This window comes from Myroides odoratus (genome assembly GCF_965118575.1).
GTDB classification, from domain to species: Bacteria; Bacteroidota; Bacteroidia; order Flavobacteriales; family Flavobacteriaceae; genus Flavobacterium; species Flavobacterium odoratum_B.
This window is the reverse complement of sequence record NZ_CBCPHW010000002.1, coordinates 15,970-40,280: the sequence shown is the minus strand read 5'-3', so window position 1 is coordinate 40,280 and position 24,311 is coordinate 15,970. Positions and strand designations below refer to the sequence as shown.

General features: G+C 35.1%; 25 protein-coding genes and 1 tRNA gene. 18 read left to right on the top strand and 8 right to left on the bottom strand.

The window, feature by feature from the left end; genetic code table 11:
- The first annotated feature begins 7 nt into the window (after positions 1–7).
- Positions 8–1,729: a sulfatase-like hydrolase/transferase gene (locus tag ACMHJ2_RS01605; protein ID WP_413511217.1), complete on the top strand. Its 1,722-nt coding sequence runs from the start codon at positions 8–10 to the stop codon at positions 1,727–1,729.
- 6 nt (positions 1,730–1,735) lie between these two features.
- Complete coding sequence (locus ACMHJ2_RS01600) at positions 1,736–2,701, top strand: PCMD domain-containing protein (RefSeq protein ID WP_413511216.1); 966 nt, start codon at positions 1,736–1,738, stop codon at positions 2,699–2,701.
- A gap of 57 nt (positions 2,702–2,758) precedes the next feature.
- Here ACMHJ2_RS01600 and ACMHJ2_RS01595 read toward each other — a convergent pair whose 3' ends face one another.
- Entirely contained in the window at positions 2,759–3,142 is a 384-nt protein-coding gene (locus ACMHJ2_RS01595) for a DUF805 domain-containing protein (RefSeq protein ID WP_413511215.1), read from the bottom strand.
- 199 nt (positions 3,143–3,341) lie between these two features.
- A complete protein-coding gene (locus ACMHJ2_RS01590; RefSeq protein ID WP_413511214.1) occupies positions 3,342–3,956 on the bottom strand; it encodes an FAD-dependent oxidoreductase in 615 nt (204 codons plus the stop codon).
- A gap of 573 nt (positions 3,957–4,529) precedes the next feature.
- On the opposite strand from ACMHJ2_RS01590, the gene ACMHJ2_RS01585 reads away from it, so the two are divergent.
- On the top strand, positions 4,530–5,099 hold the full coding sequence (locus ACMHJ2_RS01585; RefSeq protein WP_413511213.1) for a DUF3109 family protein: 570 nt from the start codon (positions 4,530–4,532) through the stop codon (positions 5,097–5,099).
- Positions 5,100–5,106: 7 nt separating this feature from the next.
- Here the strand turns inward: ACMHJ2_RS01585 and ACMHJ2_RS01580 are convergent, their stop codons facing one another.
- Positions 5,107–5,544, bottom strand: coding sequence for a retropepsin-like aspartic protease (locus tag ACMHJ2_RS01580; protein ID WP_413511212.1), 438 nt, complete (start codon positions 5,542–5,544; stop codon positions 5,107–5,109).
- An 80-nt stretch (positions 5,545–5,624) separates the two neighbouring features.
- Here ACMHJ2_RS01580 and ACMHJ2_RS01575 point away from each other — a divergent pair, with 80 nt between their 5' ends.
- From ACMHJ2_RS01575 to ACMHJ2_RS01550, 6 genes are all read left to right on the top strand, one after another.
- Entirely contained in the window at positions 5,625–6,395 is a 771-nt protein-coding gene (locus tag ACMHJ2_RS01575; protein WP_413511211.1) for a TatD family hydrolase, read from the top strand.
- 53 nt (positions 6,396–6,448) lie between these two features.
- Positions 6,449–7,585: a 1-acyl-sn-glycerol-3-phosphate acyltransferase gene (locus ACMHJ2_RS01570; protein WP_413511210.1), complete on the top strand. Its 1,137-nt coding sequence runs from the start codon at positions 6,449–6,451 to the stop codon at positions 7,583–7,585.
- Positions 7,575–8,603, top strand: coding sequence for an asparaginase (locus ACMHJ2_RS01565; RefSeq protein WP_413511209.1), 1,029 nt, complete (start codon positions 7,575–7,577; stop codon positions 8,601–8,603). Before ACMHJ2_RS01570 ends, ACMHJ2_RS01565 begins: the two co-directional genes overlap by 11 nt.
- Positions 8,604–8,612: 9 nt before the next feature.
- Positions 8,613–8,697 (top strand) — tRNA-Ser (locus ACMHJ2_RS01560).
- A gap of 699 nt (positions 8,698–9,396) precedes the next feature.
- On the top strand, positions 9,397–10,233 hold the full coding sequence (locus ACMHJ2_RS01555; protein ID WP_413511208.1) for a helix-turn-helix domain-containing protein: 837 nt from the start codon (positions 9,397–9,399) through the stop codon (positions 10,231–10,233).
- An 87-nt stretch (positions 10,234–10,320) separates the two neighbouring features.
- Complete coding sequence (locus tag ACMHJ2_RS01550) at positions 10,321–10,869, top strand: YbhB/YbcL family Raf kinase inhibitor-like protein (RefSeq protein WP_413511207.1); 549 nt, start codon at positions 10,321–10,323, stop codon at positions 10,867–10,869.
- A 443-nt stretch (positions 10,870–11,312) separates the two neighbouring features.
- Here the strand turns inward: ACMHJ2_RS01550 and ACMHJ2_RS01545 are convergent, their stop codons facing one another.
- Positions 11,313–11,453 carry a hypothetical protein gene (locus ACMHJ2_RS01545; RefSeq protein ID WP_413511206.1) on the bottom strand — a complete coding sequence of 47 codons (141 nt, stop codon included), beginning with the start codon at positions 11,451–11,453 and terminating at the stop codon, positions 11,313–11,315.
- A gap of 400 nt (positions 11,454–11,853) precedes the next feature.
- On the opposite strand from ACMHJ2_RS01545, the gene ACMHJ2_RS01540 reads away from it, so the two are divergent.
- The 4 genes from ACMHJ2_RS01540 to ACMHJ2_RS01525 all read left to right on the top strand — a co-directional run bounded on the left by ACMHJ2_RS01540 (position 11,854) and on the right by ACMHJ2_RS01525 (position 15,328).
- Entirely contained in the window at positions 11,854–12,357 is a 504-nt protein-coding gene (locus ACMHJ2_RS01540; protein WP_413511205.1) for a hypothetical protein, read from the top strand.
- A gap of 641 nt (positions 12,358–12,998) precedes the next feature.
- The gene (locus ACMHJ2_RS01535; RefSeq protein ID WP_413511204.1) at positions 12,999–13,508 is read left to right on the top strand and encodes a hypothetical protein; all 510 of its coding nucleotides are present in this window, start codon (positions 12,999–13,001) and stop codon (positions 13,506–13,508) included.
- Between the two features lie 244 nt (positions 13,509–13,752).
- Complete coding sequence (locus ACMHJ2_RS01530) at positions 13,753–14,466, top strand: hypothetical protein (RefSeq protein WP_413511203.1); 714 nt, start codon at positions 13,753–13,755, stop codon at positions 14,464–14,466.
- A gap of 1 nt (position 14,467) precedes the next feature.
- Entirely contained in the window at positions 14,468–15,328 is an 861-nt protein-coding gene (locus tag ACMHJ2_RS01525; RefSeq protein ID WP_413511202.1) for a hypothetical protein, read from the top strand.
- Between the two features lie 45 nt (positions 15,329–15,373).
- Here the strand turns inward: ACMHJ2_RS01525 and ACMHJ2_RS01520 are convergent, their stop codons facing one another.
- Entirely contained in the window at positions 15,374–16,042 is a 669-nt protein-coding gene (locus tag ACMHJ2_RS01520; protein WP_413511201.1) for a prolyl oligopeptidase family serine peptidase, read from the bottom strand.
- A gap of 254 nt (positions 16,043–16,296) precedes the next feature.
- Between ACMHJ2_RS01520 and ACMHJ2_RS01515 the strand changes: the two genes are divergently transcribed.
- Positions 16,297–17,157 carry a hypothetical protein gene (locus tag ACMHJ2_RS01515; protein ID WP_413511200.1) on the top strand — a complete coding sequence of 287 codons (861 nt, stop codon included), beginning with the start codon at positions 16,297–16,299 and terminating at the stop codon, positions 17,155–17,157.
- 28 nt (positions 17,158–17,185) lie between these two features.
- On the opposite strand, the gene ACMHJ2_RS01510 is transcribed toward ACMHJ2_RS01515, so the two are convergent.
- The gene (locus ACMHJ2_RS01510) at positions 17,186–17,704 is read right to left on the bottom strand and encodes a DNA-deoxyinosine glycosylase (RefSeq protein ID WP_413511199.1); all 519 of its coding nucleotides are present in this window, start codon (positions 17,702–17,704) and stop codon (positions 17,186–17,188) included.
- A complete protein-coding gene (locus ACMHJ2_RS01505) occupies positions 17,688–18,530 on the bottom strand; it encodes a helix-turn-helix domain-containing protein (protein WP_413511198.1) in 843 nt (280 codons plus the stop codon). The genes ACMHJ2_RS01510 and ACMHJ2_RS01505 overlap by 17 nt, the downstream gene beginning before the upstream one ends.
- 105 nt (positions 18,531–18,635) lie before the next feature.
- Between ACMHJ2_RS01505 and ACMHJ2_RS01500 the strand changes: the two genes are divergently transcribed.
- The 4 genes from ACMHJ2_RS01500 to ACMHJ2_RS01485 all read left to right on the top strand — a co-directional run bounded on the left by ACMHJ2_RS01500 (position 18,636) and on the right by ACMHJ2_RS01485 (position 22,579).
- Complete coding sequence (locus ACMHJ2_RS01500) at positions 18,636–19,547, top strand: GNAT family N-acetyltransferase (protein ID WP_413511197.1); 912 nt, start codon at positions 18,636–18,638, stop codon at positions 19,545–19,547.
- A 193-nt stretch (positions 19,548–19,740) separates the two neighbouring features.
- On the top strand, positions 19,741–20,211 hold the full coding sequence (locus ACMHJ2_RS01495; protein WP_413511196.1) for an Lrp/AsnC family transcriptional regulator: 471 nt from the start codon (positions 19,741–19,743) through the stop codon (positions 20,209–20,211).
- A gap of 127 nt (positions 20,212–20,338) precedes the next feature.
- A complete protein-coding gene (locus ACMHJ2_RS01490; RefSeq protein WP_413511195.1) occupies positions 20,339–21,094 on the top strand; it encodes a PdaC/SigV domain-containing protein in 756 nt (251 codons plus the stop codon).
- A gap of 27 nt (positions 21,095–21,121) precedes the next feature.
- Positions 21,122–22,579, top strand: a complete 1,458-nt coding sequence (locus ACMHJ2_RS01485; RefSeq protein WP_413511194.1) for an oligosaccharide flippase family protein — start codon at positions 21,122–21,124, stop codon at positions 22,577–22,579.
- Between the two features lie 43 nt (positions 22,580–22,622).
- Here ACMHJ2_RS01485 and ACMHJ2_RS01480 read toward each other — a convergent pair whose 3' ends face one another.
- Positions 22,623–24,296: a DUF4139 domain-containing protein gene (locus tag ACMHJ2_RS01480; RefSeq protein WP_413511193.1), complete on the bottom strand. Its 1,674-nt coding sequence runs from the start codon at positions 24,294–24,296 to the stop codon at positions 22,623–22,625.
- Positions 24,297–24,311: the final 15 nt, after the last annotated feature.

Below are 24,311 nucleotides of genomic sequence, written 5' to 3'. Positions count from 1 at the left end.
TATTTTTATGAACAAAGAAGTACAACAAAAAAGTCTATTGCGCAAACTCAGTACAAGCGCCGTCGTGCTATTCTATCTTTGCTTATTTGCAAATATGGTACCTTCTTTTTATTTTGCTTTATTTCAACCTTTAAATTTAATGGGAAAAGCAACGGTATTTTTATTTCCCTTGAGTTTGTATATCCTCCTTTTTTCACTGTTTAAGAATTTAGGGCGAACACAGCTTCTCTTATTTCCTGTTTTATTTATTCACGCTTTTCAGATTGTTTTGTTTTATCTTTTTGGAGAAGATGTGATCGCCGTTGATATGTATTTGAACGTCGCGACTACCAATACATCTGAAATTACCGAACTATTGGGCAGCTTACTTCCTTCTATTGCCTTTGTCTGTCTCTTGTATATTCCAACGCTTATAGGGGCCGTTCACCAATGGAGGCGAAAGATTTTTCTACCTAAGCCCTTTAGATCTAACGCTCTTAAAATAGGTATTCTTCTTTTAGTCAGTTCCTATGTATTGTCTTTCGGCGCGCTAAACAACAATCGAAAAGCATTTGCTTTTACGATCGATGTCTATCCTGTCAATGCGTACTACAACCTACATTTTGCTATTGATAAATGGAAAAAAGTAAAAGCATATCCTGAAACATCCAAAAACTTTACCTTTAACGCCACGGATACAGCAACAGACAGCATCCGTAAAATTTTTGTTTTAGTAGTTGGAGAAACGAGTAGAGCGCATAATTGGCAGCTCTATGGGTATGATCGACCGACTAATCCTCTTTTATCCAACCAAGAAAATATTGTTATTTACAAAGATGCCTTAACGCAATCGAATACTACACACAAAAGTGTATCGATGATTTTATCCGATGTTAGTGCGGCGAATTACGATGAAATATACTTGCGAAAAGGCATCGCTCAGGCCTTTAGAGAAGCCGGCTATGCAACAATCTGTTTGTCCAATCAATCGGAAAACAATTCATTTATTGAATATTTTACGAAAGAAGCAGATCAGTATCAAACCATTCGAACTACGGATCCCAAAACAAGATTAACCGTAAATCGTCCAGATGAAGATTTAATTCCTTTGATGACGGATCTAATCCATAAAACACCGGGTAATTTATTTATTATTTTACACAGCTATGGTTCTCATTTCAATTATAAAGAGCGATATCCTCAAGCTTATCAAAAATTTACACCCGATAATCTAACCGCTGTTAGTCGTAAACAAAAGGAGCAATTAGTAAATACGTATGACAATAGTATTTTGTATACGGATTATTTTTTAGCGGCTACAATTCAGGCTTTACAGCAAATCGATGCTGCTACAATGCTGCTCTATACCTCTGATCATGGGGAGGATTTATTTGATGATTCTCGAGGTTTATTTTTACATTCCTCACCGACTCCCTCCTATTATCAATTGCACATTCCTTTTTTTATGTGGTTTTCGAATTCATTTATCGCTACCTATCCCAAGCAATATCAGGCAGCTCAAGCACATCAAATGGATCCAATCAGTACGCATGTAATTTTTCATACTTTATTAGATGCTGCTGGCATACAAACTTCGTATTTGAAACCCGAATATTCTCTGGTCAATAAACAGTTTAAAGCAGGTACACGGATGTACTTAAACGATCATGATCTGGCTGTTCCTTATCAACAAATGAATCTGAAAAAGGAAGATTTTGAACAAATTAAAAAACTCAATTTAAAAAATTAAATACGTATGAAGACTTATTTACAAATGATACCATTTCTGGTTTGCTTTTTGTTATCCACAAGTCTTTGGGCACAAAAAGAGCGTTTCGAACTATTGCCTTTTGGCAATATGAACCAATGGCAAGTTCGAGAGATTAAAGAATCTCTCCTCATTGGAGGGAATATGCGTTATTTATATGCTATTAATGATTCAAAAGACACCTTAAAAGACAATGCACCTTATAAGAATACGCGTTCTCCTTGGGCTACTTCTTCTGTTTTAGCAGTGGTAAGTGGAATTACCAAAGGAAGTGTAACTGTTTTTCCTGAAAAAAGAGGCAATGGTTTTGCGGCACGTTTAGAAACTAAAATCGAGCATGTCAAGGTCTTAGGAATAATTAATATCAATGTATTAGCTAGTGGAACTATTTTTCTTGGAGAAATGCTCGAACCGATAACGGATACAAAAAATCCACAGAGCAAACTCGTAACGGGCATTCCCTTTACCAAAAAACCGAAAGCGCTGCAATTTGATTACAAAGTAACCACAGGCGGCACCTCAAGTCGAGTAAACGGCATGGGTAAAGGAACAGTCTTAAACCAAAAGGACAAAGCGGAGATTCGCATTTTATTGCAGAATCGATGGGAAGATAAAGACGGAAAAGTACATGCCAAACGCGTAGGAACAGCTTGGCTAAACTTAGCACAAACGGTAAAAGAATGGAATACTAATTTCCAACTTCAAATCCAGTATGGTGATATTAGAAATCAGGCCATCTATAAAAGTGATATGGCACTTCGAACAGGAGATTTAACAGATTATACCCGCAATAGCAAAGGCAAAATGACTCCAATAGTAGAAGAAGGATGGGGCAATGCTAATGATCCAGTCACCCATCTTATTGTTCAGTTTTCATCGAGTAATGGTGGGGCTTATACGGGCAACGAAAATAGTAAGTTGTGGATTGACAATGTCGGATTGGTTTATGAATAATTTGGTTTACAGTGAACGTTTTACGGTTAACCGTAAAACGTCCACTGTTAATATCAACTATCTTTCTCCTGCTTTAGGATCAGATCCATATTCATTTGAACCGGCTGTTCCTTCGATACAAGCAAAATAAAGTACTACTAAAGTTCCGATACCCGTTAAGCCAAGTAACATCCACCAACCACTTTTTCCAGTATCGTGTAAACGACGTGCTAAAAGTCCTAATGAAGGTAGTAATACAGCTAAACTGAATATATATCCTAAGAAACCAATACCTAAATTTCTTAGTATTGAATCTACAATTCCTAGTACGATTGAAATAATAACACTTACTAATGTAAATGACCAATAGTCTTTTCTTCTTACTCTTCCATTAAAATCCGCATAGTGATTTTTTAGGATGTTGATAAAGTTTTCCTTTAATCCATTAAAACTCAGTTCCATATTTAATTTTTTATATTTTATACTAACAAATTTAACATTCTTTCTTGAATCTAGCTAAAAAATAAATTAAACTTCACTATAAATGGTGAAGAGTGATGTATGAAGAGTGATGTGACCGTAATCCTTCAACTCTCACCATTCACCACAAAAAAAGGATACTCCGAAGAATATCCTTTTGCACTAAAATGATCTAATATTATTATTTTCTAATACTGTCATGGCTATGTGTTTCAACCCCATCATTCCATAAGGTCAAGATGTCTGTTGCAACAGCAGCACCACTTCCAGCTGCGATAGCAAGTTGACTGCGGTGTCCCGCTAATGTACCTGCTACATAAATCCCCTCGGCTACAAAGTGATCTATATTTTTCAATTGAATTCTATTCTTTGCAGGTATTGATTTTTTGTGAGGTTCCACATACTCCATCAATCCTTCAATAGCAAATGTAGCACTTGAATTAACCGCTACAACTACCATACGCGCCAAATATTGGTCTTTATTGGTTTCTATGACAAACAAATGGTCTTGATTTCTCACTACTTTGTTTACCTTTTCACCTTCCAATTGGGTCACGTTAGAATAGATCGTCAAATCTTCTTTGGTTTGTTTAAGTAAATCACTTCCTAAAGTTCCCGGTTTTATACCAAATGCATTATTAAAAAGTGCGTCTTGTAACATACTTGCTTTTTGGTGCATAAAAATACCGATTGACTTTCCTTCCATGAACGTCTTTTTAGCAGCACTCCCCAATATTTGGGCACAAGAAACGCCAGAAACGCCTCCTCCAATAATTAAAACATCATAAATCAACATTTCTGATCTATTTTGTTTTCTCGTCAATTAACTTTGAAGTTCTGTAAATCAACAGAATACAAACTGCACATAAAAGTGCTACAATACCAATTATAGCTATTAAACTGTTACCTTGAAATAAGTTATTAAAATCAAGCATTGTAATATTTAATACAATTAAGGCAGCAACAAATGCAATAATAATGTAACTGAATATTTTCATTATTTCTTAAAAGATTTTAATTCTATTCTTCGAAAGTACAAAATAAAAACTAGCTAGATACTGCTTTAACATTCCAAATACATATTTTAACAGCCAAAGAAAGAAATAGAAAGTCACTAAAAGTGCATTTATCCGCGCTAAATTCCTCAAATATCTCTCTTTTTCGCGTCATTTTCAGTTTTTTGTTAGGGTTTATTTTTCGCTTCTGAGAAGACCTATTTTATTTTATTTCATCTTAAATCGTCCTTTTAGCCGTCTTTATATATCGTTCAACAATTTAGTATCATTATAAAATAGCGGATGAATTGAAGGGAAAAATCATTCCTACGCGAAAGATTTGTAATTTTGTGAACTCAAAAAAATAAATTACCATGTTTCAAATCGGACAAGCCTTAGTATCAGAGGATATTTTAGAAAAAGAATTTGTTTGCAACCTTACGGCTTGTAAAGGTCAATGTTGCATTGATGGGGATGCAGGTGCTCCGGTTGAGGAAGGGGAAACGGTTATTTTAGATGAGATCTATGAAACGGTAAAACCCTATTTACGCCCTGAAGGAATTGCCGCTATTGAACAACAAGGGACCTATATTATAGGAGAAGATGGTGAATATGAAACGCCTTTGATCCACGGTGGGGAATGTGCCTATGTAATTTATGACAAGGGTATGGCTTTATGTGGAATCGAAAAAGCGTATCTGGAAAAGAAAATCGATTGGAAAAAGCCGATTTCTTGTCATCTCTATCCGATTCGCATTAAAGAGTATTCTTCTTTTTCAGCAGTCAACTACCACAAATGGCATATTTGCAGTGATGCTTGTGCATTGGGTAAAGAATTAGAGGTTCCGGTTTACAAATTTCTAAAAGATCCTTTGACACGCAAATACGGTTCAGCCTGGTTTGAAGAACTTGAATTGGTTGCCAAAGAATATTATAAGAAATAAATTTATTTTACTTCAGATACAGGGTCTGTTGTCCATAGTCGAGAATGGCTTGACCTAATCCGAAAACATCAGACCCAATAATACCATGTACATTTTTCGTTTTGTATTCGGTTAGTGCTGTATTGACATGACTCAAATCCAACAACACAAAACTGAAATCGCTTTTTTTCCATCTCCCCATTTGGATATCATTGCTATGGCTCACTTGAGTAATCATACCATTTGCCCCAGCTCCCGAAGCTTTTGTCTCTGAATTTGAAGCCCTTAAACCAAAGTAAGTGGTGCATTGAAAATCAATACAACTATTCGAAGCCCCTGTATCCAGGATAAAATCTCCCCATACTCCATTTACTTTTGCACGTACAAAAAGGTGGTTTGTTCGCGCTATTTTAAAGCGAATTTGTCTATAGCGCTCTTTTTTTAACCAATCTTTATAGTTTTCCATCAATTAAGTGTAGTTTTAATACTTTTTATAAGGTACTTTTGTAGTTTGAAAGATACTACTTTGTAGAATATTACCAAAGCATGATTTTTACCGATACTCATACACATCTTTACGCTGATGCATTTGCAGAAGATCGCAAAGAAACAATAAATCGCGCAATAACAAATGGAGTTACGCGTTTTTTTATACCCGCCATTGATTCAAGCTACGCCCAGGCGATGTTTGATTTGGAGGCGCTGTTTCCTGCTAGTATTTTCTTAATGATGGGACTACATCCTACGGATGTAAAACCCGAAACGTATAAGCAGGAGTTGGCTTTTGTTGAGCAAGAATTAGCGCGTCGGAAGTATTATGCAGTTGGAGAAATTGGCGTCGATTTATATTGGGACAAATCTACTTTATCAATTCAACAAGAGGCCTTTCAACACCAGATTCAATTAGCTAAAAAATATCACTTACCGATTAATATTCATTGTAGAGATGCATTTGATGAAGTATTTGAGGTTTTAGAATTGGAAAAAGACAAAGCACTCTGGGGTATTTTTCACTGCTTCACAGGAACGGAAGACCAGGCGCAAAAGGCGATTAGCTATAATTTAAAATTGGGAATTGGAGGCGTAGCAACCTTTAAAAATGGAAAGATAGATCAGTTTTTAGGTAAAATACCGTTAGAACATATCGTATTAGAAACTGATTCTCCGTATCTTGCACCAGTACCTTTTCGGGGTAAAAGAAATGAAAGTGCTTATATTGTAAACATAGCCGAACGGCTTGCGGAGATATACGCTCTTCCATTAGAAACAATTGCAAACCAAACGACTGCCAATTCAAAAGCAATATTTGGTATTTAATTGTAAAAGATAGAAACATAACATTTCAGTTTACATAAATATTTAAAACACTAATGTCTAAGTTTGATTCAATACGCCATTATCAAGATCAAGAGGTAAATGAGGTTTTACAAAAAATCGCTAAACATCCAATGGTCAAAGCGTTAATGGGTTTTACTTTTCCAAATAAAACCGAACAGGAATGGATGGAAGATTTGAGTAAAGTAACTTCAATTCAGCAATTTCAAGAGGAATTTGCTTACCACTCTATTCGTCGAATCTTAGAGAAAAGTTCCAATGGACTTTCAACGTCTGGTTTTGAGAAATTACAAAAAGATACTGCTTATTTATATATATCTAATCACCGTGACATTATTATGGATACATCGTTATTGAATGTAACCTTAAAAGAGAACGGCATGATTATGACAGCTTCTGCTGTTGGAGATAACTTGGTCCAGAAATCGGTTTTATTAGCTTTAGCTAAAGTAAACCGCAATTTCTTGGTACGCAGAAAAGTGACGCCAAGGGAGCTTTTAGAAAGTTCTCGATTGATGTCTGAATACATCCATCATTTGCTTATTGAACAAAACCGTTCGGTATGGATTGCCCAACGCGAAGGTCGTACCAAAGATGGCAATGATGCTACACATCCTGGTGTATTAAAAATGCTAGGTATGGATGCAGGGGAAGAAAATTTAATGGACTACTTCAAGCAATTGAAGATTGTTCCTGTATCTATTTCGTATGAATACGACCCTACAGATGCCTTAAAGATGCCGCAATTATTGGCTATTGCTAATAATGAGACCTATATCAAGGAAAAGAATGAAGATTTCGTCAACCTATATAGTGGTATTATTGGTCAAAAGAAAGGCATTCACATTCATGTAGGTGATGTAATTGACACCGAATTGGATCAAATTCAAGCCGTAGCGGATAAACCCAACAAACAACTTCAAGCGTTGGCTCAAGTGATTGATCATTCAATCATTACCAATTACCATTTGTGGCCAACGAATTATATTGCGTATGATATTATGCATAATACAACAAAATACGCCGATCGATACAGCGAAAAAGAAAAACAATTGTTTGAGCGTCGTCTGGAATTGAGAGTCAATAAACAAGAACAAAAAGTGGTTGATAACTTCTTAGCCATGTATGCAAATCCTGTAATCAATAAACTGAAATTACAAGATGAACAATAAACCTTCTATTTTACTAATCTATACAGGTGGGACAATCGGTATGGTTAAAGACTTTAAAACAGGCGCTTTGCGTGCTTTTAACTTTGACCAATTGGTAGAACGTATTCCCGAGTTGCATTTGTTGGATTGTGCTATAGAAACACTTTCATTTGAAGTGCCTATTGATTCTTCGGATATGCAGCCCAGCCTGTGGGTTCAGATGGCCAATATTGTGGAGGACAATTACGATCGCTTTGATGGATTTGTCATTCTGCATGGTTCAGATACGATGTCATATTCGGCTTCGGCTTTGAGCTTTATGCTTGAAAATATTCACAAGCCCGTTATTTTAACGGGATCTCAATTGCCTATTGGCGATTTGCGCACAGACGCGAAAGAGAATCTAATTACAGCCATTCAAATTGCTGCTTTACAGGAAAATAACCTGCCTGTCATTCAAGAGGTATGCCTGTATTTTGAGTATAAATTATACCGCGGTAACCGCACCTCTAAGGTCAGTGCTGAATTATTTAATGCCTTTACTTCTCCCAATGTTTCACATTTAGCAGAATCAGGTGTAAATTTGCGCATCAACCATGCATTATTAGTACAAAAACCATTATCTTTGCCGCTCACTATACACAAGGAGATGTCGCGCAATGTGATGATCTTGCGTTTGTTTCCGGGGATTCAACAACTGGTTTTGGAAGGGGTTTTAGCCATTCCAAATTTAGAGGGAATCATCCTTGAGACGTATGGTGCAGGCAATGCGCCTACAGAGCCTTGGTTTTTGGAAACACTACAACGTGCCATCCAAAAAGGCTTAAAGATTATCAATGTAACGCAATGTTCTAGTGGTAGTGTAATTATGGGGAAATATGAAACCAGTACTGCCCTTAAAGAAATTGGGGTTATCTCTGGAAAAGATATTACAACCGAAGCAGCGATTACCAAATTGATGTTCTTATTAGGACAACCGAATATTCAAGATTTTAAAACGGCTTTCGAAACGCCTATTTGCGGCGAAATGGAAGTTTAATAAATATAAAGAGAGGTGGCCGAGTGGTCGAAGGCGCACGCCTGGAAAGTGTGTATACGGCAACGTATCGAGGGTTCGAATCCCTTCCTCTCTGCAAGAAAAAACCAGTAGCGTAGGCTACTGGTTTTTTTATTTGTATCCCTCTCGTGGGGAGCTCGCTCACCTAAGAAGAGGGTACAAATAAAAAAACGAGCGCGAATGCAAGGAGCGCGTGGTTTTTCTTGTGAAAAACATCCTCTCTGGGAAAACCGGAGCGCAGCGGAGGTAATCCCTTTTATGATACCCTTCGTGGGGAGTTCTACTCACCTAAGAGTATGATACGTACAAAAAACTCTATTATCAAAAAAAACCGTTTCGAAGAACAGCTTTTTAATTATAAGACATCAATTTTACATAAAAGTAACTACTTCACTGTAAACCATAGGAAGACGTGAAATTACTGTATGAGAAACCCTAATAGGACCCGAGTAAGAGATACGATTAAGAATATATAAAATCTATATACCAAAGCTAAAATAAGCCTTCTTTATTATTGAAAAACCAACTATCAAGAATACCAATACAAAAGTAGATTATTAAAAAATTACAGAAAAAAAACAAAGAATGACCTATCGAGGTATACCTTGTTTTTTTATCTTTCAAGTAGAATCCTTAGTACTATAATTTATAGCTTAAGCTAAAAAAACGTTTACTTTTATCCCTATCAATTAAAATGGCAGATTTTGATTTCGTACAAGACCCCTAACCTTATCTTCCTATTTGACGGTACCCCTAAAAGTTTAAGAGCCATCTCATGAAACAAATTATACTCCCTGATGAACTAAAATTAGAAAATAAGCAAGCCGTACAAGTTTATAATTATCAGAGTTCACAAGCGATTACCAAACAACAAATCACCCTCAATCAACACACCTTCAGCTTTTTGATAGAAGGAACCAAAGAAGTTTTTTTTGATCATTCGTCTTTAACCCTTGATTCTTCAAAATTTATCATCATGAGATCCGGGAACTGTTTAATGACGGAAAAACTTTCTGCTCATAACCAGTACCAAAGTATACTCTTATTTTTTACCAAGGAACAACTGTCAAAATTTATTCAAAAGACGGAGTTTAATCTAGTGCCAAAAAAAACGTATAAATCCATTCACTCCTTTGGATATGACGAATTTATTCAAGGATTTGTAAAGAGTTTAGTAAACATTTCTACTCTTCCCCAAAAATTGCAAAACCAATTACTTGAAGTGAAGCTAGAAGAAATTATACTGTATTTAATAGCACAATACGGGGATGACTTTTTACATGGATTACTACAAAAAGGGGATAACACAACGCAAAAATTCATCCATACAATAGAAAACAATAAATTCAATAAATTGTCAATAAAGGATTTAGCCTTCTTGTGCAACATGAGTACCTCCACTTTTAAAAGACATTTTGAAAAACACTATACAGTATCGCCAATGAAATGGTTTCAAAATGAAAGGATGGAATATGCTTATTACTTACTCCACCAGGAACAAAAGAGCTCTTCTGAAATTTACCTTGAGTTAGGATATCAAAGTTTATCCAGTTTTATACAAGCTTATAAGGCGAAATATGGAACTACGCCCAAACAACATCAAAAAAATTGAACTTTTAGCAACAGTTTTTGATCTTTTAGCTAAAATTAGATGACTCTGTTCCAACTACATTTGCTTCAACTTTTAAATCTCAATAAAATGAAAAAAGCACACTTAGTTTGGATATTATCGTTAATCTTTACATCCATAGCTTTTGGTCAAGAAACATTTACATTAACGAGTCAAGATCTTGGCGGACAAGCAACCCAGCGACACGAATTCAATGGTTTTGGGTGTTCAGGAGATAATCAATCGCCTCAATTATCTTGGCAAAATGCACCAGAAGGAACAAAAAGTTTTGCCATCACGATGTACGATCCAGATGCTCCTACAGGAAGTGGATTTTGGCATTGGATTGTTTTTGATATTCCAGCAAACGTAAATGAACTAGTAACTAATGCTGGAAATATCAACCTCAATTTAGCTCCAAAGGGCACTATTCAAAGCATAACAGACTATGGAATTAAAGGTTTTGGAGGTCCCTGTCCACCTGAAGGTCATGGATTTCATCACTATATCCTTACCGTCTATGCGCTAAAAACAGCCACTCTTGGATTGGATGATACGGTAAACCCAGCTATCGTTGGCTTTAACCTCTGGAATCAAACTTTAGCTAAAGCGAGCATTGTTGCTTATTACAAGCGATAAATCTCATACCTAAGCATTAAGTGCAAAAGCTAGAAACATTCCGTAAAAGAAATAAATAGCCCATTCACTTCATAAGGAAACTTATTTTAAAGCCTGATTAATAGCTGTTCTTTTAATCAGGCTTTTTTGTTTATACAACTAAATAAAATAAATTTTAATGGAAGTAGAGTCATACACTACAAACAACAGAAGCTAAAAATGAAGATCTATCTTTAATGCATACCCTTTACTCTCAGAATAGAATGAAGAAACTAACAGGAATAGAGACTCACAATTTCATTACTGATTTTGAATATTACTTAAAAAAAGCACGAAACTATCATTCAGATTAACCTCAATCATCCTTTCAAGTACTAGTCCTTTGGATCTATTTTAACCAACGTTTCACGAGGTTTTCCTATGGCTTAAGCAATTCTTTAACTTTTCGTTGTATCCATATTCCCCTACATTAATCTCACTAATTCCAAATGAGAAAGACTATTTAATTCACTTCGAGTCTTTACATTTTTTCCAACGGTTATTGATAAATCTAAGTCCATTATAAAAGCTTCTTCCCAATGAGAACAACAATATTCCAAATTCATCCTCCCTTCACTTTTACTAAATAAAAATAACTTAACACAACAATTTAAAAGAATAAAATATAAAATTTTAAAAATTAACCAAAAACAACATAGGTGTTCTGTTCAATTAGCTTAAGTTTACATTAATTTTAACCTTATTTTTACTACCTAATTCGCCTTACTAATGGTAAATAAAAATGAAGTAATAAAATCATTATTCACTTGAATTTAAATTTGATTAATTTTTTATTTATGAAAAAACACCTATTATCAATTCTGTTTATTGTTACACTATTTGGTTGTGAAAAATCAGATACTGAAGCGATAAACTATCAGGAAAAAACTGTATCTGACAATTTTGACTACCATTCAAACGAATTATCTAGATGAATTATTTGCAAACTGGTAAAACAACGTTTTTATGAAAAAATATATTTATTTATTATTATCCATATGTACAGCAATACTATTGATGAATTGTGAAGCGGGCAATTCTGTAACCTATAACTATACATTGGAAAATCAAAGTGGTGTTCCCATTAGATTAAAACTCTATTCCCTTGATGAGGAAGGAAAAATTTCATTAACGACGTATATGAATCTAGATAACGGAGAGAAATTCGAAAAGAAAACAAAACTTTATCCTCCGTCATTTGATTATAATTTTGTTGATTTTTTTAGACAGAGAGACGGCACTCCTAATACAATGGAAGTTATTTATAACAATCAAAAAAAGACTGTATTTTTTGAACAACGTTATACCAATGTAGTTAAAAACACATGCGAAGATACTTTTGGTAAAGAAGTACCTTGTGATCCGAGAAACTTACTCAATACCTTTATTTATAGCAATGTCAATGAACATTATATCTTTACGGCTGAAGATTATCAACAAGCCGAAGATTGCAAAGGAGATTGTGAGTAAAACACTAAATAAACAGGGATACCTCGATAGGTATCCCTTATTTTATAACTTTTCCTTTTCACATCTATTTAGACCACTTGGTAGCACAAACAGGTGGGGTTATGAAAAATAGATCCGTACTTCAACGTTTCTTCTGATAAAACCTTATCTACAAGGATATACTACAATCTTCACACACGATGACGATACGCAAAGTTTCGGATTTTCCATGCAATATAATTTAGAAGAGCAATAAAGAAAAGGAAGAATCCCATATATAAAATGTTGCGTTATATTCAAGCTAACTCATGGTACAACAATTGAATAGATCGCTGTATCCACAAAATTGCCATTATGAAATTCGGAGAAAAGTATATACCCCCGTTTCCGTTCGATAATGCTGTCATTTCATCCGATAAAAACCAATGGTACCTATCATTTGTCTTGTTTCTTTTAGAGTGATGGACCAATTGATGCACTCTTTATTCTCCATGCGACGACTCCTGTAAAGAGTTGATATCATCCTATTTACAAAACAAAAAATGACATCTTTATTCATGAAAAGGTTAAATCTTCCGAAAATTTAGCAGATGCATGTGAATTTGTTTTCCAATATAAAAAACAAGCGTATATTAAATAAAAAATAGTATTACTAGTAATTCATGCAGAAAACCTATATTTTAATCTTATTCTATATCACAAATAGTTTAATGTGGTCAACAATAGCGCAAAACCTTAATAAAGAAGAGTTAATTCAACATTTAAAAGCAAGTCCGAATACTTTTTTTGTAATTAATGGAAATGTTTTTTCTCCAGAAGAGACTACACTTCAAGAAGAGCTAAACAAAATAGATCCCATTAAAATAGTATCTATAGACCTATTAAAAACGGCAGATCAATTCTTTTGCATTCGAGAAGATACTATAGTTATTAATTATGCTTATGACCTTCCATCAGACCAAATTGGATCCAAATTAAAAGAAATTGTTCCAAGATTTGTGGATGAATACTATGGGTATTCCGCCCATTTTTTTTCGAATGCAAAAAATCCTGTTCTATATATAAACGGACATAAAATTCAACATACAGAAGCAAAAAAATTGATTAACGAATTGAAGGCTTCTCAAATTGCTTACATCTATGCGAATCAAACTCTGCAATCCGTGGAATAGTATGGACACAATGCAAAAAAAGGCCTTGTAATTATTTGGACAAAAGATAAAATTTAATTACTCTTTTAGCTACTCAAGCTGATTTTTTTATCTACTTCTTATACACTAAATAAATCATTATAATGTATTAATGAAGGACTAAATAATTAAAAAAAACTAACCTATTTTGCGATAATACGTTTCAAAAAATAATTGTATTTTTATTCCATTACAAATTATACGTTGGTCTATTGTCTTATTTTTTATGACTCTATTTTCTTATCATTTAGCTAGAGTATCGTTAGTTACAGCCTTAAAGCTACTACTTTTCCCTCCGAAAGCAAAAAAAGTTTCTGGTTTAATTCATGCAGAGACGATGCACGCAATGACTCTAGGGTCCGCTGTATTTTCACCGTCGCGCTTTTTAATCCGTCGCGTTGTGGTATTTGCACAATGGGAAAACGAAGAAGCATTAAATCAATATTTAGCCCTAGATATTATTGGTAAAAAACTAGCTAATGGATGGCATATCCGTTTGCAATTTGTTCGACAATGGGGTAATTTTTCTAAATATCAAATCCCAAAAGAAGGAGTGATATTAGACCCTGAAAACGAACCAGTTATAGCCGTCACCTTGGCGCGAATGAAATATTTTCAAATTCCACGATTTCTTCGTTGGGGTCGACCCACAGAAAAGCTAGTTCGCGATCATCCCGCAACTACGTTATCTTTAGCGTCCTTTAAATTCCCTACAACAATTTCCACTTTTTCCATTTGGCATTCGGTCAAAGCAATGACCGATATGGTACATGGACATAGTCAAGTTGCTCAACCTAAAAGACATAGAGAAGCAATGACCGAGAGAAACAGAAAAGATTTTCATATCGAATTTACAACTTTACGTTTTAAACCTATTGCCGAATTTGGTACATGGGAAGGCAAAAAACAGTATATTCTCCATTTACACCAAACAATCTAATATGGCTACAGCCTCCTTCAAACAAAAATTTCAAGATTGGTTTACCCAACAATGGATTATCCTTTGGGGTAAAAAATTTAATCCATCCGATTGCCCTTGGCTATTAGGTCCATTTGGACAAGTAAATGATAAGGGGGAAGATTTTATTGTGCGATTAGCAAAAAAAGAACAATTACTACTACTGAGAAATTGCAAGCCTGCGGGCTTGTTATCTTCTATCACCCATCTTCATTTATCTGAAGGAGAAATGGACAGATTGGCAGAAAACGTGATCAATTTTTATGAAAAAACTTCAGATTACAACTTAGCAATTACCCTCAAATGGAATCCTTTGTTTCAAGGCTTTGGGTATTTAGTACGCCTTTTATTTAGCAGAAGAATTAAGCAATTAGACCTTCCTACATCTTCCAACACAAACATGGATCAGCTAACCAGTGAGATTATCCAATTAGTTAATCCTAATACTAAAAAAGTACATTATACTTTTTGGTTGAGGACAGTAGCTTCTAGTAGTACTATCGTATTTTTAGGCATCTACGGAACTTGCCAATTACCCAATGGCAATACGGCAATAAAAGTGATATTTCCCTTGCCGAATGGCAATGCAACAGTACTTATGAAGCCCAACGTTGGATTAAAAGGAGAATTAATCTTGGATTCCAATGGAAAACGATGGGGAGATGTAGGTTTTTATTTTCTTCTACAAGATACTAAAGGGCAGCATTGGGCTCAATATATCGCTACGTTTAAAGATAAACTGATTGTCCAAGCTCATTCAGATAAACTAAAAGCACAACAGCAACTAAAGCTTTATGGCTTATCTGTATTATCTATTAATTACAGCATAGCAACCAAACCCTAAAAAACATGAAAACGCATTTTATCCTCTATTCTTAACTCTATATCCCTATTTTGTATACTGAAACAGCCAATTGTATAAATCAATATGGCGGTATAAATCTTCTACACTGCCGTGATTCCCTCCCTTAATGATTTGTAACTCTACTGGCGCTTTGGCGTTGCAATTTTGAATAGCCGTCATCATCTTTTTGGACTCTTTTAGGGGAACAATAAAATCTTTATCGCCGTGGATTAACTTAATAGGAAGACTCGTCAAGTTACAAGCATCCCCTGTTTCACCGCCGCCACAAATGGCAATTGCCGCTGCAAGACGATTGGCATATTTACTGGCATATTTCATTGTGCCATATGCCCCTAAACTCATTCCCGTAACATAAATTCTACTTTCATCAATTGCATAGTGCTCAATCATATAACTGACTACTTCGTCAATTTTATCGGGATTCCATGCCCCTGAAGGCAATTGGGGGGCTACTAAATAAGCAGGGAGTTTCAACCCTTTTTCAATTCCTCTTAAAGGTCCATAGCGCTTCACGCGATCTATATTGGTTCCCGACAAACTTCGCCCATGTAAAAAGATAACCAATGGATTTTTATCTTGTACTGTACTGGGTTCATTTACCCAAAAGGGATAGGTTGTTTGATCTATTATTGCTTGAGGTTGAGCAAATAACGAAAAGGAAAGCAAACAAAGAAACAAAGTAAATAAACGCATAGAATTTTTACCTAAATATAGTTGTATTCTTGAAAATGTAAGTCACAAAAATTAGGATTTAATGCCTATTATCGTATTCTTTTTATATTAATTACACTCCTTTCGCTTTCAGCCATTTAGAGAAAATAAACTACTTCGATGCAATTGTTTTCTTAAAAACAAATTAATTTTATCTTAATTTATACAATAAAAAATTAGCCAATAAATTAATAAGTCCTATTTTAGTCGAAATTAAAACCAAATAACACACTAAAATGAAAAAACTAGTACAATTAGCAGCTTTAGCAAGCCTTAGTTTGTTTGTAGCAAGCTGTAATTCAGATGACAATTCAATCGTGGACCCTCCTATAATTGAAAAAACCTATCATTTAAGTAAAATTGAACAGAATATCTATGAGGAAGATGATACAACGGATGAAGAGAATCCAGAACAATATGTACTCCATGTGATCTACAAATTTGATTACGATGCTAATTATAAATTAAATAAGATTTTCTACGAGGATACAGGTTATAATGGCAACAAGGAAGTTGTGCGAAAACAAGCTTTTGAGATGCTACATACCTTAGATGAACAAGGTCGATTGAAAATATTTGAAATTAAAGATGGAGCAACCACGTTGAATAGTTATGCTTATACGTACGAAAATGATTTATTGCAAGCAACAACCTACAACCTGATTAATCAAGGTGGTGCTTTCACAAGTACTTTCACCTACAACGAAAAGAAACAACTAATTACAAATAAAGCACTTAGCATTAATTTACTTATCGATTATTCATACAATGCTCAAAATCAAATGAATCAAATTAAAATGAATGGGCAAGGTATGAAGATCACGTATGATGATAAGTTATCACCCTTTTATAATCTACCTTATGATTTAACGAGTTTATTGATTCAATTTAATTATGCCTTTCCCTATACCTATAAGTTTCCAAATAACATTACCTCTTTTAGGGCGGGAGATGAAGGTGCTGATATAGAATTTACCTATAATGAAGCGGATCTTCCGATTAAAGCCATCTACTATGAGGGTAAAAAAGAAGAAGGTGGTATTGCTTTTGAGGTTATGTATACGTATGAAATAAAAGAAACCATAATCAAACCATAACTATTATATTTCTAAACCGATTAGTTGACTAATCGGTTTTTTTATCTTGTAACAGATCGGTTAAACCCCGCCAAGCGTCCAACTTCTGAGCAAACGACATTCGCGCATTTGCGCCACTTGGAGAAGGCATCGTAATCATCTGAATCCCTTCTATTTGACCGATGTATTTTTTAAAATACTGTGCAGCCTTTTGACTGGAAAAAACAAGGGTATGAATGCTCGGATACTCTTGAAGCAATTGTCGGATAGCATTCGGTACTTCCTCTTTAATTTCACTATCCAAACTTCCTTGTCGTTCACAGGATTGTAAAACATCCCAGAGTGCCAAATGATTGTTATGTATAAAAGTGATTTTTTCTGCATAAGTAGCGGGTAATTCTTGACCTGCTACGGTAAACATTAGCTTCCAAAAGACATTTTGCTTATTGCCGTAATACTCTTGCTGTTCGAGTGACTTAACGCTGGGCATGGTTCCTAAAATCAACACTTTAGGCTTCGAACTCAGTAGGGGTTGAAAAGATTGTATGCGTTTATTTTTCTCTTTCATTGCAGTTGTATGAGTGGTTTATCTGACGATATTGCCTCGGACTTTGTCCTACATATTTCTTAAAATACCGACAAAACGTAGTCGCATCCGTAAAATGCAGCTGTTCAGCAATTTGATAAATGGGTATTTCTGTTGCTGTTAAATAGGTTTTTGCTTTTATTATTACCAACTCAATAATAACTTTTGAAATTGATTTGCCTGTTCGTTGTCTAATCAAGGTAGTGAGATATTTGGAGGTTAACTTCAATTGACTGGCATAAAATCCCACAGATTTCTCAACTAAGTAAGATTGATGGAGTAAATTATAAAACTTAAATACTGTTACATCTTTTCGCGTACTTGGTTCCATCGTTTGCTCTTCTTGCTCATACACGCGATTAATATGGGCAATCAACGAATACAGCAGGTAACGCACAGCGTCGGGTTGAAAAATAGAGGTCATCGAAATTTGTTGTTGAAAAAGAACGCTATATTGCTCGAAAATAAGTTGATCTTCCTTCTTTAATTCAATGAGGGGTTGTTCAACCAAAACATTTAAAAAATTGTAATTGGTTGGTAAAATAATTTCATCAATCGTTCGAAAACTAAACAAAAGGTGCATACATCTAAAATCAGAACTCTCCGTTTTGAAAACCACAAAACTTTGAGGCATCAAGGTCAACAGCCTCCCTGTAATAAAAGTATAAGGATGCGCGTTAATTTCAATCTCCATTGAACCTCCCATACAAAAAGAGACAACAAGTTGTCCATCTTGTGCCAAGGCCGTAGGGTTCCATAGTGCGAGAACCTCTTCAGAGGTTATGATTCGAATCGCTTTAGTTTGCATATTTCATTTATCTATACAAATATAACCTTTTGCACATTATTTAATCAGATTAACAGCCTTACTTTTAGATTGAAAGGTAGTACTTTGCACATTATATCCAATCTTATGCAAACAAAACAGGTTACTATCAACAACAAAGCATACACCTTGCACATTGCTTATCAAACGAACGAAACCTTGAGAAAGGCATTCAATACGATGACTTTTGGCTTTTGGGAATTTTCATTTGAATCCTATTACCAATCGGGGTATTGGGATGATACTTGTCTAATTTTTTCTCTATTTGAAGAGGAAGCTATTGTGGCACATACGACCTTGAGTCTATTTACTACCTATATTGATAATAAGCAAGTACAGCTTGGCCAAGTAGGTACCGTAATGACCCTCCCTACCCATACTAAACAAGGATTATCTCGGTTTTTAATGGAATATATTTTTGAAGCATATCGCGATCAAGTAGCAGGTTATTTCTTATTTGCAAATGCTAGTGTTTTAGATTTTTATCCTAAATTCGGATTCATCAAGGCAGCAGAATTTCAAGCGACTAAGCATTTCGAAACACAACCGCATACTTGGACAGTTCAAAAATTAAACCTCGCCCTAGAAGAGGATTTATTGTGCTTTCAACACTACCTCAAAAACAGTCAGACTACTTGTCGTTTTGATACCCGGAGTTATGGATTAACGCACTTTTATTGCTATGCTAACCCCGAATTTGGCTTTGGTAATTCTATATATTTTATGCCTGAACTTGAAACAATTGTACTTGCACAACAAGAAGAGGAAACCTTGGTAGTATATCAGGTTTACTCCCTCAATACAAAAGCGATAGATCAAGCCTTTCAAGCGGTTGCTGCAAAAAACACCAAAAGAATTGTATTGGGTTATACCCCAATTGATGGAGATTATCAATTTATCCCTCATGTAGAAGAAGACCTAACACTTTTTGTGACTCCTTCCATTCACTCCTATTTTGTAGACCAACAAACGATGATTCCCTTACTATCGCATACTTAACTACCGAAGAGTTCGTGCTCTCTTGTAACTAAGTAAAGTGGTACTCTATTCCGGTTTCAGCTAACTTCATAAAGTCCAAAAATATTTCAATGCCAGCCCATTCTTCTTTTAGTATAGCAAGGGATTATCACTTTTTTATCAATCTTATTCATTTTCGTTTACCTTTGTACGACCACTTTTAAATACGGGAATTATGCACAACTTGGACGAAACAGATTTAAAGTTACTCAACTTACTATCAGAGAATTCAAATGTAACAACAAAAGAACTCGCCCAACAGGTGAATCTCTCTTCTACTCCCGTTTTTGAACGCGTAAAACGATTAGAACAGGAAGGTTTTATCAAAGGGTACATTGCTTTGGTTGACGCCGAAAAACTAAATCGTGGGTTTGTTGTTTTTTGCAACATCAAACTCAAACAACATGAACGAGTAATCAACAATAAGTTTATTGAAGATATTTTAAATATTGAAGAAGTAGTAGAATGTTATAATATTTCTGGTGAATACGATTTCTTATTAAAAGTATATGCCAATGATATGCGTCATTATCAAGATTTTGTTTTCAATAAATTAGCCATGGTAGACAGTATTGGAAGTACACATAGTTCTTTCGTTATGCGAGAAATTAAAAATGATCACAACATTAAAATAAGTTTACGTTAAGTTCATTTAGGCTTTATTGGGTCTAGAAATTCACTTCCAATCCACGGATAGAGGACTGGGAGGTAATCTTTTTAGTTTCTTCAATTTTCCAATCATTAATGCTTAATTTTGTAAGAAAAGAAAGTCTATGAAAAAATATATCTCTTTATTTTTAGTACTAACCGTTGTTGTTGGGTGTAATACCAAAGACAAATCGTTAGAACTTTTGCAATTTGAGCAAAAGGAATTTGTTCAATCTTCGGACAATTGTGTGGATGACGAATGTACGAGAATTCAATTGAGCATTCCCCTAATCACCAATCAAGATCACGCTATTGCAGACAAAATCAACCAGCGCATTCTTGCAGAAATTGACGCTATCGTTGCCGTAGATGACACCACAGCAAGCAGTCGTTCTCTGGATGAGCTTACCCAAAACTACCTAGCCAATTACAAAGCCTTTCAAGCCAAATATCCCGATGAAACCCTTCCGTGGAAGGCAGAAGTAGAAGGAGATATTACGTTTTATAATGCCGATTTGCTTTCAGTAGCTTTTGAATATTACACCTTCGTTGGGGGCGCTTATGGTTTTAAGAGTGAGCTAGCCTTAAACTTCAATCCAAAAACGGGTGAACTTTACAAAGTTGCGGATTTAATTAGCAATTGGGAAGAATTACAAAAACTAATGACTTTACAGCTCAAAGATAAAATGGACATTTGGACATCCAACCACAGTTTAGAATATCCAGAAAGTATTTTCTTTTATGAAGATATGGTGGGCTTTATTTACAATGCGGTTGATGATGATGCCCAATACAATGGTCCTACTAAAATAGATTTTCCCAAAGAGAGGATTCTTCCATTTTTGAATATAAACTTAGATCCCTTACCTACCGAAAAATAAAGCATTGACCCTTTAACTCTCTATATTTTGAGTATTTATAAAAAAATTTTTAAACAAACAGCCATCTATGGATTAGCCGCTGTTTTTCCAAAAGTAATTGGTTTTTTCTTGGTTCCGTTTCACACGGATTTAATGAAAAATGACGTCTATGGAGCTTATAGCGTTATTTTTTCCATTATGATGTTATTAAACGTCATTTTGTCTTTTGGAATGGAAACCGCTTTTTTTAGATTTTATAATGCTCGCGATAATAAGCAGGAGGTAATTAACAACAGTATGTTGTTTCTCAGTGGAACAACCTTGATTTTTGCGCTCTCAGGATTCTTTATGCTCGATTTTTGGTCTAACCTCTTACAAATTCCAGTCAATATTTTGCAATATGTGCTGTGGATTTTAATTTTAGATGCATTGGTGATTGTACCCTTTGCCAAATTGAGAGCGGATCAACGACCGATGTATTACAGTGCGATTCGAATTGGCAATGTTTGTATTTATTCCGTTCTCAATGTCTTCTTTTTATACTTTTTGCCTTTATTGGCTCAAGCAAATCCCTCGTCCTTTTTTGGCTCGTGGTATGTTGAGAACTTTCAGGTAGAATATATTTTCATTGCTAATTTAGTGGCAAGTGCGGCAACGTTTTTAGTATTTACTAAAAACTACCTTCAGCTTAGTTTCAACTTCAACAAAGAATTATTGCAACAGATGTTGCGCTATAGCTTTCCTGTGATGATTGCTGGTTTAGCCTTTGCCATCAATGAAAGTTTTGACAAAATCTTACTTCAACGCTTATTACCCGCGGATATTGCTTCTGCTGAAGTTGGAAAATATGCCGCTTGTTATAAACTAGGCCTTTTTATGGTGCTCTTTAGACAGGCGTACACCTTGGGAATCGAACCTTTTTTCTTTAATTATGCGAAGAATGACGATGCCCCTACCAAGTACGCAACGGTAACGAAATATTTTATCTTGATGGGTAGCGCTATTATGTTGGGTGTTGTCGTATTTGCAGATATTTTAAAGGTATTATTTATTCGCAATGAAAGTTATTGGGATGCTATGGTTGTAGTGCCCCTTATCATCTTAGCGAATTTATGTATGGGAATCTACACCAACTTATCTGTTTGGTATAAGCTACGTGATAAAACCAGTATGGGGGCTTATATCTCTATTTTTGGCGCTGTGTTGACCTTGATTTTTAACTATGCATTAATTCCTGTTTGGGGCTATATGGGATCGGCAATCGCTACGCTTTTAGCTTACGGTTCTATGATGTTGGTATCTTATGTTTTAGGACAGAAGTATTATCCCATTCCCTATGATAAAAAAGCGATTGGTTTGTATCTAGGCGTATCTATCCTTCTATCTTACCTCTATTTTTATCATTTTAGAGAAAACTATTTTGTTGGTTTAGCGGTGATACTCGTTTTTGGAGCAGTGGTTTACAGCCAGGAAAAAAACGCCTTGAAACGCATGCTTAAAAAATAAAAAAAGCCACGCTAAGCGTGGCTTTTCAGTATAAAATAACAGCTTAATACGCGATATTTTCAATATTTTTGTCTTTACTGTACTTCATTATATAACTCATTCTCACTTTTTTCACTTCATTCGGTTGCAATTGAACCTCCCAAGTCACCAATCCTTTTTCTTGGTCTACTTTTCCTTTTGGCGATTCATTTAACGTAATCTCAATGGAGTTATCTGTACTAATTGGATACTGATCTTCTACTTGAATAGTTACTCCTTCTTTCTTATTATTCTTTATCGTAATTTCATATGTAAAGGTCTGTTCTTTTTTAGAAGATAGCGTTTTGGTCCCTGATTTATCAGAAATCAACGTACGGCTAATCGAAATATTGGGGTCTTTACCGATATTTAAACGCAATTTCTCTTCTGTATTTTCTGTAGATAAATACGTCTGTCCGATATTCATCCCATCGTATATTACATTGGCTTGACCCGATAATAAGTTGTGTTTCCCATAGTCGGAAATCTCGGTTACCAAATAGGCATTCGCATCTAATTTTGGTGCGGAATAATATTTGTAATCTCCACTTAAATTAAAGGTATTTAAATCTACACTGTGGCGTTTTCCATTGCTTAAAATTGAATAGGGAATAGCAATATCGAAAGTTACATTCAATTCACTTTGATTCACTGTCGTATATTCTGCTAAAGTTTTACGATCCTCATAGGAAACTTCTTCAAGAGCGGGAGATAGCGTAGTATAATTCAGGTTTTCCATTGCCCTATCTTTTTCAGTAATTGCGACCATTGATCCCGTCATTTTTCGTTTAGAAACCGTACTATACCCTTGGCTAATAATCACTTCATTCGGCACTTCATATTGAACAAACCAAGTACTCCATGTAGGTAAACTATAATTTTGATTCAACTTACCTGAAGTTAGACTTAATTTCACATTGCGCCAATCGATACCCGATGTTTGCACAACCTGTGCCTTATACATCATCTTAATAGGTTCATTTACTCTTTCGATACGCAAGTCATACGATGGAATCCATTGTGCTCTGTTTGTCGCATAATTCACCTTAAACGGGATCAGTCCTTCTTTTGCACTCATCACTTGGACGATTAATTTACCTTGACTCACGCGTTCCGATTTGTCTCCTCCAATCGTCAATTGTGCTTTCAAATCATTCCACTTGGTCTCTACGACCTCCTTATCCTTTTTCTTTAGGTACAGTGCATTTTGCAATTCCTGACGCTTTTTACTGTAGTATTCTACCCATTTGGTTACATCGGTATAGCCAAAATTCTTAAACGACTCACTTGAACTCGTGCGATCTAATAAGTTAATCGTTTGTGTATCGGCATTAATCGCATTCGTTATTTTATCCAATCGCAAGGCTACAGCAGCGATACTATCGCGAAGTGGTTTCATTAAAGGAGAGTTATTGACATTGTCATATTCCTCGATGTATGCATTGGAAAATTGCACAGACATCACCGTTACATCATTAATCGACCCCACTTTAATGGTGTTTTCCATCAGCTGATCCGATACATTGGTAATGACTACTTCTGATAATCCTTTAGGTAAAGTAATTTGTGCATTTTGGGTTAACTCCGCTCCATCGTAATACACACGGGCACTTTCTAAATTTGCCTTGGTGTATACGGGTTTTTGTGCCCAAGCGCCAATAGCACTTAATGCCATAGCTAAAACAATTCCTTTTCTCATGCTATTTTCTTTTTT